Source organism: Sphingopyxis sp. GW821-FHT12C06 (assembly GCF_058807415.1).
In genome coordinates this window covers 492,580-507,360 of record NZ_JBXAQR010000003.1, presented here as the reverse complement: position 1 = coordinate 507,360, position 14,781 = coordinate 492,580, and the positions used below count along the sequence as shown (strand labels likewise).

Annotated in this window: 14 protein-coding genes; 9 read left to right on the top strand and 5 right to left on the bottom strand. The window is 62.1% G+C overall.

Annotated features, from left to right (window positions below; all coding sequences use genetic code 11):
* Positions 1-38 precede the first annotated feature (38 nt).
* The 6 genes from AC1RRJ_RS11395 (at position 39) to AC1RRJ_RS11370 (ending at position 5,760) form a co-directional block, all read left to right on the top strand.
* Entirely contained in the window at positions 39-980 is a 942-nt protein-coding gene (locus tag AC1RRJ_RS11395; protein WP_493122681.1) for a tetratricopeptide repeat protein, read from the top strand.
* The gene (gene tilS / locus AC1RRJ_RS11390; protein WP_493122679.1) at positions 934-1,938 is read left to right on the top strand and encodes a tRNA lysidine(34) synthetase TilS; all 1,005 of its coding nucleotides are present in this window, start codon (positions 934-936) and stop codon (positions 1,936-1,938) included. Before AC1RRJ_RS11395 ends, tilS begins: the two co-directional genes overlap by 47 nt.
* A gap of 82 nt (positions 1,939-2,020) precedes the next feature.
* Positions 2,021-3,967, top strand: coding sequence for an ATP-dependent zinc metalloprotease FtsH (gene ftsH, locus AC1RRJ_RS11385; RefSeq protein WP_493122678.1), 1,947 nt, complete (start codon positions 2,021-2,023; stop codon positions 3,965-3,967).
* Between the two features lie 49 nt (positions 3,968-4,016).
* On the top strand, positions 4,017-4,373 hold the full coding sequence (locus tag AC1RRJ_RS11380; protein ID WP_493122676.1) for a hypothetical protein: 357 nt from the start codon (positions 4,017-4,019) through the stop codon (positions 4,371-4,373).
* A gap of 59 nt (positions 4,374-4,432) precedes the next feature.
* Complete coding sequence (locus AC1RRJ_RS11375) at positions 4,433-5,038, top strand: DUF3800 domain-containing protein (RefSeq protein WP_493122674.1); 606 nt, start codon at positions 4,433-4,435, stop codon at positions 5,036-5,038.
* A 383-nt stretch (positions 5,039-5,421) separates the two neighbouring features.
* Positions 5,422-5,760 carry a hypothetical protein gene (locus AC1RRJ_RS11370; RefSeq protein ID WP_493122672.1) on the top strand — a complete coding sequence of 113 codons (339 nt, stop codon included), beginning with the start codon at positions 5,422-5,424 and terminating at the stop codon, positions 5,758-5,760.
* An 85-nt stretch (positions 5,761-5,845) separates the two neighbouring features.
* Here AC1RRJ_RS11370 and AC1RRJ_RS11365 read toward each other — a convergent pair whose 3' ends face one another.
* The 4 genes from AC1RRJ_RS11365 to AC1RRJ_RS11350 form a co-directional block, all read right to left on the bottom strand.
* Entirely contained in the window at positions 5,846-6,118 is a 273-nt protein-coding gene (locus AC1RRJ_RS11365) for a hypothetical protein (protein ID WP_493122670.1), read from the bottom strand.
* 77 nt (positions 6,119-6,195) lie between these two features.
* Entirely contained in the window at positions 6,196-7,167 is a 972-nt protein-coding gene (locus AC1RRJ_RS11360) for an ornithine cyclodeaminase family protein (protein ID WP_493122668.1), read from the bottom strand.
* Positions 7,164-8,057 (bottom strand): bile acid:sodium symporter family protein, encoded by an 894-nt coding sequence (locus AC1RRJ_RS11355; RefSeq protein WP_493122666.1) that lies wholly within the window; start codon positions 8,055-8,057, stop codon positions 7,164-7,166. Before AC1RRJ_RS11355 ends, AC1RRJ_RS11360 begins: the two co-directional genes overlap by 4 nt.
* A 54-nt stretch (positions 8,058-8,111) precedes the next feature.
* Positions 8,112-9,263, bottom strand: a complete 1,152-nt coding sequence (locus AC1RRJ_RS11350; protein WP_493122664.1) for a dipeptidase — start codon at positions 9,261-9,263, stop codon at positions 8,112-8,114.
* Between the two features lie 615 nt (positions 9,264-9,878).
* Between AC1RRJ_RS11350 and AC1RRJ_RS11345 the strand changes: the two genes are divergently transcribed.
* From AC1RRJ_RS11345 to AC1RRJ_RS11335, 3 genes are read left to right on the top strand one after another with little or no spacing between them, the layout of a single operon-like run.
* A complete protein-coding gene (locus AC1RRJ_RS11345; protein WP_493122662.1) occupies positions 9,879-12,206 on the top strand; it encodes a TonB-dependent receptor in 2,328 nt (775 codons plus the stop codon).
* A 48-nt stretch (positions 12,207-12,254) separates the two neighbouring features.
* A complete protein-coding gene (locus tag AC1RRJ_RS11340; protein ID WP_493122660.1) occupies positions 12,255-13,577 on the top strand; it encodes a metal-dependent hydrolase family protein in 1,323 nt (440 codons plus the stop codon).
* A gap of 39 nt (positions 13,578-13,616) precedes the next feature.
* Positions 13,617-14,093, top strand: coding sequence for an Lrp/AsnC family transcriptional regulator (locus tag AC1RRJ_RS11335; protein ID WP_493122658.1), 477 nt, complete (start codon positions 13,617-13,619; stop codon positions 14,091-14,093).
* Between the two features lie 207 nt (positions 14,094-14,300).
* On the opposite strand, the gene rpoZ is transcribed toward AC1RRJ_RS11335, so the two are convergent.
* Entirely contained in the window at positions 14,301-14,645 is a 345-nt protein-coding gene (gene rpoZ, locus AC1RRJ_RS11330; RefSeq protein ID WP_493122656.1) for a DNA-directed RNA polymerase subunit omega, read from the bottom strand.
* Positions 14,646-14,781: the final 136 nt, after the last annotated feature.

Genomic DNA, 14,781 nt, shown 5'->3' with positions numbered 1-14,781 from the left:
GCAGAAGTGAATAGTTAATTGTGGGGACCGATCGGCCAATGAAAACGCGTAACATCATGTTCCTGGGCGCAGCGGCAATCGCGCTGACAGCGACGCCCGCGGCGCAGGCCCAGCAGGCCGGAATCGACAAAAGGGTCGAGCGACTGGAAAAGGAAATGCGTGCGGTGCAGCGTTCTGTCTTCCCGGGCGGCGCGCCGACGTTTTTCGAAGGCGAGATCGCACCCGACAATACGCCTGGCACCGGCGTCCGCAGCAACACACCGGTGATCGAGCTGACCACACGCGTCGATGCACTCGAATCCCAGCTTCAGGCGCTGACCGGCCAGACCGAACAAAATGCTTTCCAGCTTCGCGAACTGGAAAAGCAGTTCACTGTCTATAAGGCCGAAATGGACAAGCGCTTCGCGGATCCCGCAGCTGCGGCCGCCGTCGAAACCCCCGCCAGCCTGACCCCGACGGTCAAGCCGCCCGCCGTGACCCCGGTCGTCGCCGCCGCGCCGGCAAAAAAGCCCCCGACAAAGCCGGCCGCTGCAACGACGCCCGATGCCGCGCGACTGGCGCTGGTCAAGAAAGTCGAAGTGCCCGCGACCGGCAATGAAGTCGAGGACGCCTATAATTACGGCTATCGCCTGTGGGAGGCCAAGCTTTACCCCGAAGCGCAAACCCAGCTTAAACAGGTCGTGACCAAATGGCCCAAAGACAACCGGGCGAGCTTCGCCCAGAATCTGCTCGGCCGTGCTTATCTCGACGAAGGCAAGCCCAGCCTCGCCGCGGTCGCCTTCTACAACAATTACAAGGACCGGCCGAGCGGCGCCCGCGCGCCGCACAGCCTGATGTATATGGGGGTTGCGCTCGACAAGCTTGGCCGCAAGGCCGACGCCTGCAAGGCGTTTCGCGAACTCGACGAAGTCTATGGGGCCAAGGCCCCGAAGGATGTCCGGGACGATGCGGCTGCCGCCAAAACAAAAGCTGGCTGCTGACGGCGACGCCGCCGATCGGCTGGCCGGCGATCTGCTGGCGCTGGTCGGCCACGACTGGCACCGGCTACATTATGGCGTCGCCGTTTCGGGCGGACCCGACAGTATGGCACTGCTCTGGCTGATGGCGTCGGTGCTGCCCGGACAAGTCTGGGCGGCAACCGTCGATCATGGCCTGCGCCAGGGATCGGACGAGGAAGCGCGGATGGTGGCGGGATTTTGCGCGCGCGAGCATATCCCCCATTCAACCTTGCGCCCGGCCGAACCGATCAAGGGGTCGTTGCAGGCCGCGGCGCGCACAGAACGTTATCGCCTGCTCGAACAATGGCGTGAAGCCAATGCCCTCGACCATATCGTCACCGCGCATCATGCCGACGACCAGCTCGAGACAATCGTCATGCGCCTCAACCGCAGCAGCGGGGTCGGCGGGCTCGCCGCGATCCGCGCGCGCAACGGCACGCGCCTGCGGCCTTTGCTCCACTGGCGGCGCGATCAGCTCGTCAGGCTGGCGCTCGAAAACGACCTGCCCTTCGTCGATGATCCATCGAACAGCGACAATCGCTTCGACCGTGCGCGGCTGCGCCATGCGCTGCGATCGCAAAGCGTGATCGATCCCGAAGCGGCGGCGCGGTCGGCCCGATGGCTGGGCGAGGCCGACGACGCGATCGACTGGGCAGTCGAACGCCTGATTGCGTCCTGGCCCGACGCGTCAGACATCGCCGTGATCCGCGACGATGGCTATCCACCCGAAATTTTCCGCCGCATCGTGACCCAGCGGCTCCGCGCCAACGCGCCGCAACTGGCGCTGCGCGGCGCCTCGCTCGACGGAGTAATCGCCGCTATGCACGCGGGACGACGCGCGATGGTTGGATCGCTGCTGATCGATGTGGTGCGCGGCCTTCAGGGCACGATTTGGCGCATTTCGCTCGCCCCGCGCCGGAAAGCCCGCACAAAGGCCTGATTGGCTCATTGTCATTTAACCGGATTATCCTATCTTATATGGGTAGGATCGCGACAGACGCGACATTTTGGAAAGATTCCGCATGCAGGACGACAAGGAACCGCAGGGCAACCCCTGGATGAAGAGCGTGATGATCTGGAGCGGCATCTTGCTTGCCATGCTCCTCGTCGCCTCGATGTTCGGCGGTGCAGCACAGCCTGCGGGGAGTGCCCTTGCCTATTCCGAGTTCCGGCAAAAGGTCGAGGAGGGCGCCGTCAAGGACGTCGTTCTGTCCGACGACCGGGTGACGGGCACGCTGTCGAACGGCGACCGTTTCACCGCCAACGTCGTGCGCGATCCCGAACTGCTCAAAATGCTCAACGACAATAATGTCAAATATGACGGAAAGCCGACCGAAACGGGCAATGTCTGGATGTATATGCTCATCCAGATCCTCCCCTTCCTGCTGATCCTGGGCATCGCTTTCTTCGTTTTCCGCCAAGTGCAGAAAAACAACGGCTCGGGCGCGATGGGCTTTGGCAAGTCGCGCGCGAAAATGCTGACCGAAAAGCAGGGCAAGGTGACCTTTGACGATGTCGCCGGCATCGACGAAGCCCGCGAAGAACTCGAAGAAATCGTCGAATTCCTTCGCGACCCGACCAAATTCTCGCGCCTCGGCGGCCAGATTCCGAAGGGCGCATTGCTCGTCGGTTCGCCCGGCACCGGCAAGACCTTGCTCGCCCGCGCAATCGCGGGTGAAGCCGGCGTGCCCTTCTTCACCATTTCGGGTTCGGACTTCGTCGAAATGTTCGTCGGCGTCGGAGCCAGCCGCGTCCGCGACATGTTCGAACAGGCGAAACGCAACGCGCCCTGCATCGTGTTCATCGACGAAATCGACGCGGTCGGCCGCCATCGCGGCGCAGGCCTCGGTAATGGCAATGACGAGCGCGAACAGACGCTGAACCAGTTGCTCGTCGAAATGGACGGCTTCGAGGCGAACGAAGGCATCATCATCGTCGCCGCGACCAACCGCCCCGACGTGCTCGACCCCGCGCTGCTGCGTCCGGGCCGCTTCGACCGTCAGGTCGTCGTGCCGCGTCCCGATATTGAGGGCCGCCAGAAGATCCTCGAAGTCCATACGCGCAAAAAGCCGCTGGCGCCCGACGTCGACCTGCGCCGCGTCGCCCGCGGCACCCCGGGCTTCTCGGGCGCCGATCTGGCTAATCTTTGCAACGAAGCGGCACTGCTCGCCGCCCGCAAAGGCAAGCGCCTGATCGCCAACGACGAGTTCGAGGAAGCCAAGGACAAGGTCATGATGGGCGCCGAGCGCCGATCGATGGTGATGACCGAGGACGAGAAGAAATCGACCGCCTATCACGAAGCCGGCCACGCGCTCGTCTCGCTGCACGTCGAGGGCTGCGATCCGCTCCACAAGGTGACGATCATCCCGCGCGGCCGCGCGCTGGGCGTGACGTGGAACCTGCCCGAACGCGACCGCTATTCGACCAATATGAAGCAGATGAAGGCGCGCCTCGCGCTCTGCTTCGGCGGCCGCATCGCCGAACAGTTGATCTACGGTCAGGATGAACTCAACACCGGCGCATCGAACGACATTCAGCAGGCGACCGACATGGCGCGTTCCATGGTGATGGAATATGGTATGTCGGAAAAGCTCGGCTGGCTGCGCTATCGCGACAATCAGGACGAGGTGTTCCTCGGCCATAGCGTGTCGCGCGCCCAGAATATGTCGGAAGACACCGCGCGCCTCATCGACGCCGAAGTCCGCCGCCTCGTCGAAGAAGGCGAAAATGTCGCGCGCAAGGTGCTGACCGAGCATCTCGACGAGCTCCACCTGCTCGCCGGCGCGCTGCTTGAATATGAGACGCTGTCAGGCGAGGAATCGAAGCGCGCGATCAAAGGCGAAGACATCGGCCGCGAGGATGATGCCGACAAGCGCGGGACGCCCGTGCACGGCCACGCCGGGTCACTGCCGCAGATCAAGCGCAAGAAACCGCGCCCGTTCGGCGACGCCAATCCGCAGGGCGCATAAGCAGCAACCACTTCGCCTAATGTCGATGGGAAGGCTATCATCCGCCACGTTGGCGGTCGGCGCGGGGGTCATGCTGTGCGGCATGGCCCCCGGCGACATGAGCGTCGCCGCCTTCCTGCTCCGCGCCGATTCGGTCAGCCGACTGGGCGCACTCGCGATCGCGACCCCCGAAGGCATCCGCCTCAAGAATGAAGTCGTTGCCGCGGGCAAGCGCTACAAGGCGCGGATCGACGCCCAGCGCCGCGCAGGCCTCAGGACAACGAGCTGTCCGCCCGAAACGGGATCGCTGACTCCCGATCAATGGCTGGCGCATCTGCGCAGCTATCCCGCCCCGACCCGCAAGTCGGTTTCCATCTACGTCGCGTTCGATGCGCTGATGAAGAAACGCTATCCCTGCCCGGCCTGATCCGCCAGGAAAGGCGGGCGACCGATATATGACCGACGAACGGGGAGCCAGCGGCCAAGATGACAATTTATTGCGATGAATCGGGCGGCCTCAACGCCGGCGCCATGACCTTTTCGGCAGTGATGCTGACCCCGCAAGCGGCGGCCGCGATCCACGAGCGATTTCGCGACGTCACCGGGCTGCGAGGCGAGCTGAAAGGCAGCCGGATCAGCATCGTCGAGCGCGCATATCTGCTCGAACTCTTCGACCGCGCCGGCGGCCGTGCCTGGGTCGCAGTCGCCGACCGCGACACCCTCGCGCATAATCCTGGCGGCACCTTGCCCAGCGACCTTGCCCTCTATGCCGCGCTGCTCAACCTCGCGGTCGGGCGCTGGCTTCCCGAAACCGGCGGCGTGTGTACCGACGTCGTGATCGATGACGGCCGGTATGACGCCAAAATCCTGTCGCATGTGCGTGAAGAGATACAGGCAGGCCTCGGCCAATGGGGCCGCGCCTCGCTCGCCGACAGCAAACGCAGCAACGGTGTCCAGATCGCCGACGTGATCGCCAACAGCCTGTTCAACATCGCCGTCGAATCCCCCCGCGCCCACCGTATCCAGCGGATCATCGACCCGATGCTGGCGTCAAAGGCGATCCGCATCGCCGAACTGACGAAGTTCGGCTGAAGCCGCCAGAGCGTCAATGGCGGCTTTGGGGTGGAAAGCGGACACGTCAATTATCCTTTGGTCCCTTAGTAATCGCAACGTGCCTTTGGACCAAAACTTTGCCTACCAAGAGCAGCGCGGCGAAAAAGCCTGGAGAAGCTTGCAACCAAGTCGCGTCAAAAAATGCGATCACCACTAGGCCACCAACGACCAGACCGAGAGCTCCGTGAATAGGCTTAGGCATCGTGTATTCCTAGTCTAGCGGCGTTGCTCATCGTAACGCTAATTCTCCAATGTCCGCAATTGGTCGTTTGCAGTCATTCCGATCAGAACCGTTGCGAACGACCGAAATGGGGTGAGAAGCGGACGTTGCCAGTTAAGCCGCTAAATGGTTAGATACTCGGATGAAGTCGAAAACAGGCAAGCTGCCGAAAGGGCAGAGCTATCCTCTCAAACCCTCCTTTCTCGAGGAGGCACTTGCAAGCGCCGGTATCGTTATTGAAACGCATCTGATGCGGAACCCGGGAAATCTGTTCGACGCGCATTTCTGGCCGCCGAACCAGAATGTGCCATATGAGAGGCTTTATGTCCGCGCCGGATCGGTGCCGATCGAAGACGCTGCAAATGCACGTCACCGGGTTGAAAATCATGCTGTGCCCGCACTTGTTAAGTGGGTCGGCGACATACTGGCGCTGGATCGGGAATCGCCTGTGCGGCGCGAGACACAGCATTTGGGCTTATAGGTTTTTCTGTCTTCTATCGGTCGATTCCGGTCTTTACCACCATTCGGCAGTGCATGATCTAAAAGGGGTGGGAACGAGCGATGGTTCAGGCTGAATCCAGTTTCCAAGGCTCACGCTGAACGAAGATTTTTGGGACGCTGTATTTTTCTGCCCATTCTATCGCAGCGGCTATCGCCAACTCTAAACTGACGTCATCTTCGGATAGCGATCTATAAAACACGTTTTCTCCCGAAGGCTTCCGGGTCCAGCCGGTGCCGTAGAACCCGCCTTCGTCGTTCGCTTCGACGTGTAGCCAACGCTCCTCGTCCGGTGCTTCTGGCGCGTTTTCATGGGGTGCCAAGTAGACGAGTTCGACCATTGGTCTACTACTGGCAAATTCCCGCCAATGTCCACAACCGGTCTTTGCAGACACAGGCATTGGCCAATCTCTGCCTTTCATGATTTACTGCGGCATTCTGTCCCCGCCAACTCGCCATAGATTCGCCAGGCGCTCGCGATGTCCTGCACAACGCTGCCGAGCGACTTGTATAGCGTGACATCCCCGACGCTGGTCCGGCCCGGAAGGGTGCCCGCCATCACCTCGCCGATTTCCCCCAGAACATGATTATCGTCGATCAAGCCCGCTTGCCGGGCGTGGAGAAATTCGGCGCCCTGGGCGAGGACGCCTTCGTGGTGGTCTGCGAAAAAGCGTGCGCGGACGACGAGATCGGTGTCAATCTCGGCTGGGCCGGCGCGGCTCGATCCGACGATGTTGAGATGCGCGCCGGCCGGAACCTGCCGCGCGGAGAGGATCGGTTCCGCGGCAGCGGTGAGCGTGCAGATGATATCGGCATCGGCGACGGCGCTTCCCGTGTCCGGCGCGGCAACAGCATCAATCCCCAGCGTGCGGATTCGTGCGGCCAGAGCCTGCGCACGCTCCCCTGCCCGCCCCCAGATCGTCACCTTTTCCAGGGCGCGAACATGGCGGATCGCCTCGACATGACGCCATGCCTGTTCGCCATAGCCGAGAATGGCGAGCCGGGTCGCGTCAGGCCGGGCCAGCACATCCGTCGCCGCTGCCGAGGCCGCCGCGGTGCGGATCGCTGTGATCTCCCCGGCATCGGCGATGCACACCGGCGCGCCGGTCTCGGGATCGAAAAGCACGACGACCCCCTGATGCGACGGCTTGCCCTGTTCGAAATTGCCGGGATAGACACTGACCAGCTTGGCACCGAACGCGCCGCTGTCCAGCATCGCGCCGGGCATCACCCCGAAGGCATTGCCGCCCTCAAGGTCGATGATACCGCGCAGCAACTGGCGTGTGCGGCCTTGCGAGAGTGCGATCATCGCCTCGCGCATCAGCGGGATGCAGGCTTCATACGACAGATGCCCCGCCACATCGGCGGCGGACAGGACGACGAGGCTCATGCCGCCTCGCTAGCCTGCTCTGCCGTGATCCTCGAGCGGAACCAGCGGATCAGCAGCCCGGCATTGAGCAGCATGACGACGCCATAGATGTTTTGCATGACTGCGAGGGGAAGATTGTCCAGCACGCTGAGCGTGATGAAGATGGCAAGGGTGACGTTGTGGACACCGACCTCGATCGCGATCGTCATCGAATCGCGCGCATTGGCCCCGATGCCGCGCGCGATCAGCAGGCCGACCCCGGTGGCGACGACGTTAAGCGTCCAGATTGCCGGGCCGGCGCGCCAGAGGTTTATGAGGACGGTTTCGAAGCTTACCAGCACCGAGAAGGCGATCACGCCGACCATCACGATCAGCGCGGTCGGCCGGAGCCAGCGACTCATTCGCGCGGCGAGATCGGGCAGATAGCCTCGCACCAGCATGCCGGCGATGACCGGAAGCACGGTGATCCGCACCAACTGCATCACCGTGCTGAAAATCGACAGTTCCGGGATCTTCCCGCCGACCGGGAAGTGCTGCACCGCCCAGCTCAGCAGCAGGGGGATGGTGAACACTGTGATCAGGCTCGACAGCGCGGTGAGCACGACTGCCAGCGCGACATTGCCGCGACCGGCAAAGGTGAGCGCGTTCGAGGTCGTGCCCGCCGGACAGATGCCGAGGATGAACAGGCCGAGCGCGAGCTCGGGCGGGAGCCGGAACAGTACCCCCAGCGCAAGGGCGAGCAGCGGCATCAGCAGGAGCTGGCCGCCAAGGCCGGCGAAGACCAGCTTCGCATTGGTCAGGACCAGCCTGAAATCCCGCAGCGCGAGCGTCAGCCCCAGGCTGAACATGATCAGCATCAGGCCGATCGGTACGAACACCGTATTGACGAACATCACGTAATCGGCCGGCATATATCCCCCAATGCTCTTTTGTTTTATGATATTTTCCGGTGATTTCCCTTTGGCTCAACCGCCGCGGATATCCCCGTAGAGCCGGTAGAAATTGCCGCCGATCACCTTTTCGATGACCCGCGGCGAATGACCGGCGCCGGCAAGATCGGACGCGATCAGCTCGATACGGCGCGATGCATTGAGCTCGGGAACGGTAACCGGGCCCTCAGCCTCGAGCGGAGTCGCGATGCCGGCCGCGGTACGCTGCGCATTGATCGTCCCGACATATTTCATATACTCGGGCGAAATATCGACCGGGGTGGTGCTCTGGTCGCTGCCGATCCCGACATGATCTTCGCCGCACAGCTTCAGTGCGTGCTCAAGATGGCGCAGGAACAGCGCGCGGCTCGCGCTCTTCGGATCCTGGCCAAGAAAGGGCATGAGGTACATGCCGACCACACCGCCGCGGTCCGCCACGGCGCGGAGCGCCTCGTCGGGCGAACTGCGCTGATGATTATAGACCGCACGGCAGCCCGTATGGCTGATCGTGATGGGAGTCTTCGAGGCGGCCGCGGTGTCGATCATCGTGCGAGGATTGGCGTGCGCAACATCGACCAGAATCCGGTTCGCATTGAGCCGCTCCACCGCCTGGCGGCCGAGGTCGGTCAGTCCCCGGGTTTCGGGTTCCGAACTGCCCGCACCAAGCGCGTTGGAGCGGTTATAGGTGAGCTGCATGATCGTCACCGAGAGGTCGAGGAAGGTATCGATCAGCGACAGGTCGGTGCCGATCATGTCCAGCCCCTGGAACCCCAGGATCACCCCCATCCGTCCCTCGCGCTTGGCGGCGTCGATATCGCGGCGTGACGTAACCAGCCGGAGATAATCGGGGTGCCGGGCGATCTCGCCATGCCAGGTTGCGATCTTGCGCACCGCCTCGATGAAATTCGCATCGCTCACGGTCTGATTGAGCGCAGTGATGCCAGAGGCCCGGGCGTTGTCGAGCTGCGCTTGGGTCAACGGGGCGAGTGGCGGATACGGTACGTTGAAGGTGTTGGGCGAGGCGAGCGCGTCGATCACGATCGAGCGGTCATACAGCTTGCGGACGGCCGCGGGCACCGTCGCGTCGAGAGTGGCGGTCTTCGCTTGTGCAGATGTGCCGAAGGCCGTGGCTGCGGCGAGGCCAAGTGCAAATGTGCGCCGGTCAACGGCAAGGTTGGAAAGGGTCAAGCATATCTCCGTCCGCCCTGAGGGCGTGCTGGCGGGTGTCGCGAAACGCCGGCGGCGGAATTGCCGTCGGCGGAAAAACTGAATGGCGCTGCGATCTGTTTTGCGGCGGGGATGTGCCGCAGGTCGGTCTAGAAGATATCCGCTTCTGGCAGCCCGGCCACTTTTAACCCGGGCTTCGGACCGATCGCCACAAACTCGTGCTCTGATCCATGCCGGTTACGCATCTGATATCCCCCCTTATTATTGGACCTGCGCCGAAGCTGTCCCGTTCTTCGCGCAAGACTAGCGCACACGCTATGCACGTGCATTGCTTTTTGACAGGGCAAAACTGCCTGTCACGCACGAATTGTGCAGAAATCTCCGAATTATCGTGTTTATGATGCTGGCAATCGGCATGGTTTTGAAAAAAAGTGGCCCAAACTCACAAAAACATGCGTGCTGATTCCCCGAATCCACTTGACGCAAATGCGGTGATGTCTCACTTGCTTGTCATCAAAAAGAAGCCGGATCGGCGTGTCACGACTGTCTGTCGCTGCTGCCGAATCCGTCCGGGTCAAACTCGGCGAGCCCGTACACACGGCCCCGCCGTCAGCCACATATGGGGGAGGAACTCTAATGTTCTGTGTTTCGAAAACGGCCGCGCTCGGCCGTCCGCTGCGCCTTGTCTTGCTTGCCAGTACCATAAGCGGATTTGCGATTCCGGCCGCTGGGCAGGAGGCCGCCGGAAGTGCGGCTAGCGCCAGCCAGCAGGGAATCGAAGACAGTGCCGATATCGTCGTCACCGCACTAAAGCGCAGCACCAACCTGCAGGAGACGCCGATCTCGATCTCGGCCGTCACCGGCGAGGCGCTCGCCAATTCGGGCGCGCAGAATATTGCCGAAATGGCGGGTTCGGTGCCCAGCCTCAACTTTGTCGATGCAGGCCCCTCGCAGCGCCGCGTTGTGATACGCGGAATCCAAGCGGTCGGCGAACCCACGGTGGGCGTCTATTATGACGAAACCCCGGTGATCGGTGCGATCGGATCGACAAATGATGCCGGGGGCACCACGCCGGAACTCAAGCTGTTCGATGTCGAGCGCGTCGAAGTGCTCCGCGGGCCGCAGGGCACGCTCTATGGCTCGGGGTCGATGGGCGGCACACTGCGCATCATTTACGAAAAACCCTCGTTCGACACGGTGGGCAAGGTCGATGCGACGCTTTCAGCTACCAGGGATGGCGGCGTAAATTATGAAATGAACGGCATGATCAACGCGCCGGTCATCGACGGCAAGGTCGCCTTCCGCGCCACCGGTTTCTACCGCAGCCGCAACGGCTATATCGACAATGTCGCACTTGGCATCGACAATATCAACGACGAGAAGACCTATGGCGGCCGCGCGCTGCTGCGCTTCGCGCCGACCGAGACGCTGACTATCGACCTGGCTGCCTATATCAACCGTTCGCGCACCGACACGCCGTCGTGGAATCCGAGCGCCGGCAAATATAATACCGATCTGCTGTCACGCCAGCCGATCACCGATGATCTCAATCTGTACAGCTTGACTGCCGTGCAGGATCTGGGCGGGGTCGAAGCGACTGCGATCGTGTCATACATGACCCGCGAAATGACCAGCACGACCGACGTGTCGCGCTTCATCCGCACCAACCGGACGCCGGCACGTTGCTCCGCGCTGCTCAACGGCCCGCCGGTCGGCGGGGCCATACCGCCATGTACCCCGACCCAGCTGACGGGTTTCTACACACTGGTCGACAGCCAGTCGAACAGCACATTGTACCCGCAACAGGATATGAACACACTGACCGGCGAGTTCCGCCTGAATTCGAAGGGCGGCGGTGCGCTGAACTGGACCGCCGGCCTGTTCTATTCGCGCCGTCACAGCAATGTTCAAAATCCGCAGGTGAACACCGACCCCGTCACTGGCGAGATCATCTTTCCGCTGCAAACGGCGACAGTTCGCTTCATCGACGACAAGCTGACCCAGCTTGCTGCATTTGGCGAACTTTCCTGGGACCTCACGTCAAAGCTCAACCTGACTGCAGGCATCCGCTATTTCGACTACAAGAAGGACATTCTTGGCGAGACGACACTCGGTTCGATCTTGGTCGGTGCGCGGGTCACGCCGCCAACCACGGCCAACTCGAAGGAAAATGGCACCGTCCTCAAGTTCAACGGCTCCTACAAGATCAGCGACGTCGTGATGATCTATGCCGAGGCCGCGCAGGGCTTCCGCCCGGGCGGCGCCAATCAGGTGCTCGGCCTTGCCGCAGCGCTGACGCCTTATCAGTCCGACAGCCTGTGGAACTATGAAATCGGCATCAAGACGGCTTCCTTCGACCGCAAGCTGCTCGTCAATCTCGACGCGTTCCTGATCGACTGGACCGACATGCAGGTGACCGGCCGCACGCCCAATGGCGCGTTCAGCTATATCACCAACGCCGGTGCGGCGCGCGTGAAGGGCATCGAGTTCGAAATGACCGCACGCCCCGTCTTCGGCCTGTCACTGCAGGCCAATGCTTCCTACATCGATGCCAAGCTGACCGAAAATCAGGCCAATGCGAACCTCAACGCACCCGGCCTCAAGGGTGATCGCATCCCGTTCGTCGCGAAATTCTCGGCCGGGGCCAGCGCGCAATACAGCTGGCCGCTTTCGGAAAATCTGGGCGGCCTGTTCCGGCTCGACTTCAGCCATGTCGGGTCGTCCTATTCCGACTTCCGCCCGACGGCGACCTTCACACGCAAGATCGACTCGTATCAACTGGTCAATCTCCGCACCGGGATTGAGGGCGGCGAAGGCAAATGGGGGGCGTATCTGTTCGTCAGCAACCTGCTGAACGACACGGCGATCACTCGCGCCACGTCGAGCGCCATTCAGGTCAACCAGACCGTCGTGACCAGCGCGGCGCCGCGCACGATAGGCCTCAATCTCCGCGCCGCCTTTTGATCAGCACGGCCGCCCTGCGGGGCGGCTTTTTCCTGGCAGGGACAAATCATGAAAATTATTCGCAAGACCCCGGTTACCCTCGCTCTCACCCTTGTACTCGCGCTCGCGACCGCGCCGTCCGTTGCGGCCAAGACCATCGTCATCCATGCCGGGAAGCTGATCGACGGCCAATCGGCCAAGCCGCGCGCTTCGGTCTCGATCCTGATCACCGATGACCGGATCACTGCTGTTCGTGACGGCTATGAAACACCCGAAGGCGCGGAGGTGGTGGATCTGCGCCATGCAACGGTGCTGCCGGGGTTGATCGACAGCCATGACCACATCACCTTCGAATATAGCGGGAAAAATCCCATCGCCGCGAAATTCACGACGACGGGGGCCGATACGGCCTTCGCATCGGTGAACTATGCTGCGCGGACGCTGGATGCCGGATTCACTGCAGTGCGCGACGTCGGCGGGGATACTCAGATCGTCGTTGCGCTGAAGCGCGCGATCAACAGCGGCGTCATTTCCGGGCCGCGGCTGTTTGTCGCGGGCACGCCGCTGGGTCCGACCGGCGGGCATGGCGATGCGCGCAACGGTCTCGATCCCGAGGTCGATCATCCGCACTGGGACGACAATGTCATCGACGGCCCCGACAGCGCAATGAAGGCAGTTCGCCGCCTCGCCCGCGAAGGCGCCGATCTGATCAAGATCATGCCGAGTGGCGGCGTGCTCAGCGTGGGCGACGATCCCACGCACACGCTGATGAACGATGCAGAGATCAAGGCCGTCGTCGAAACCGCGCATGCGCTGGGGATGCGTGTTGCCGCCCATGCCCATGGCCGCGATGCGATCAACCGCGCCGCCGCGCTGGGAGTCGATTCGATCGAGCATGGCTCGTTCGGCGATCAGGCATCCTATAAGGTGATGAAAGAGCACGGTACGTGGCTCGTGCCGACTCTGCTGGTGGCGGAGACCGTCCAGCAGATCGCGAAGACACGGCCGGAGACGCTCAACCCGTCCTCAGCCAAGAAGGCTCTCGAGGTTGCACCGCTTACCGTCAGCAATCTTGGCGCGGCCTATGCGGCCGGCGTGAAGATTGCGTTCGGGACCGACCAGGCACTGTCTCCGCACGGTCGCAACGGACAGGAGTTCGCGCTGATGGTGCGGGCCGGCATGACCCCGATGGATGCAATCAAGGCGGCCACGGTCAACGCCGCCGAGCTGCTCAACGCGAGCGCCGATATCGGCTCGATCCAGCCGGGGCGCTATGCCGACATCATCGCGGTGGCGGGCGATCCGCTGGCCGACATCACGGTGCTCGAACATGTCGCTTTTGTGATGAAGGGCGGGGCGACCGTGAAAGGTTGGACTGCCCACCCCGACTAGGCTCGGGATCCCAAGGTCCGGACAGGCGAGGATGCAGGCATGACAAAAGATCGTCTCGACACCTTCGACCGCAAAATCCTCGCCGCCCTGCAACAGGATGGCGACCTTGGCCCCGCCGAGCTCAGTGCGATCATCAATCTATCGCCCTCGCAGTGCTCACGCAGGCTGGTTCGATTGAAGAACGAGAAATATATCGAGCGCGTTGTCGCCTTGCTCAGTCCGAAACGACTCAACCTGGGGGTTTCGGCCTATATTGCGGTCAAACTGCGTTCGCATGATATCGAAAATGAGCGCCGCTTTCGCGAACGCGTAGCAAAGCTGTCCGAAGTGACTTCGTGCGAGACCCTGACCGGTGAGGCCGACTTCATGCTCCGCGTCTCCACCCGGGATCTGGAATCCTATAATGCGTTCCTGACGACGAAGCTAAAGGCGGCGGAGATCGACACCGTCCGTTCAAGCATCATTCTCGAAAGCCTGAAATATACGACCGAACTGAGTCTGGATTTCTGTAGCTGACGGGAAAACGGCGCACCAGCGCGGCATGGATTCTAAGGGCCTCTGCGAATGCCACCCGGCAAAATGACCGCTTTCAAACTGTATTCGAACTTGTTCCATCGTCTGGAATCGGTCGCCTGCCACCATTTCTGCAATCGACTTACGGCCCCGCAAACAAAAAGGGCCGCGGTTTCCCGCGGCCCCCTTGGTGATCTTTAGTCGCAGCGCTTATTCGAAGTCGCTGCCGCCACCAGCCGGGCTGCGCGGCGGCGCAGCGGCGGTCAGGCGAAGCGCTTCGGCCGAACGGCTGATCGAGCTGATTTCATCGGGCGTATCGTCATCGTCGACGACAACCTTCTGCAGCGAACCGACCAGCGTTTCTTTCAGATCGGTCGGACGCACGGTCTGTTCGGCGATTTCGCGCAGCGCGACGACGGGGTTTTTATCACGGTCGCGGTCGACGGTCAGCTCCGAACCGCCCGAGATTTCACGCGCGCGATGCGCGGAGAGCAGGACGAGGTCGAAACGGTTCGGAATCTTGTCGACGCAATCCTCGACGGTAACGCGGGCCATGTTGTTTCCTTGATTGAGGAGAGACCAGCCTGGAAGGGCTGGCGGCAAGCGCTGCGCGCTAGCAGCGACAGGCCCAAATGTCAATCTAACGACGCCTCGCTTCCCCCTCGACCACCACCCTTGCCCCGGTCGCAAG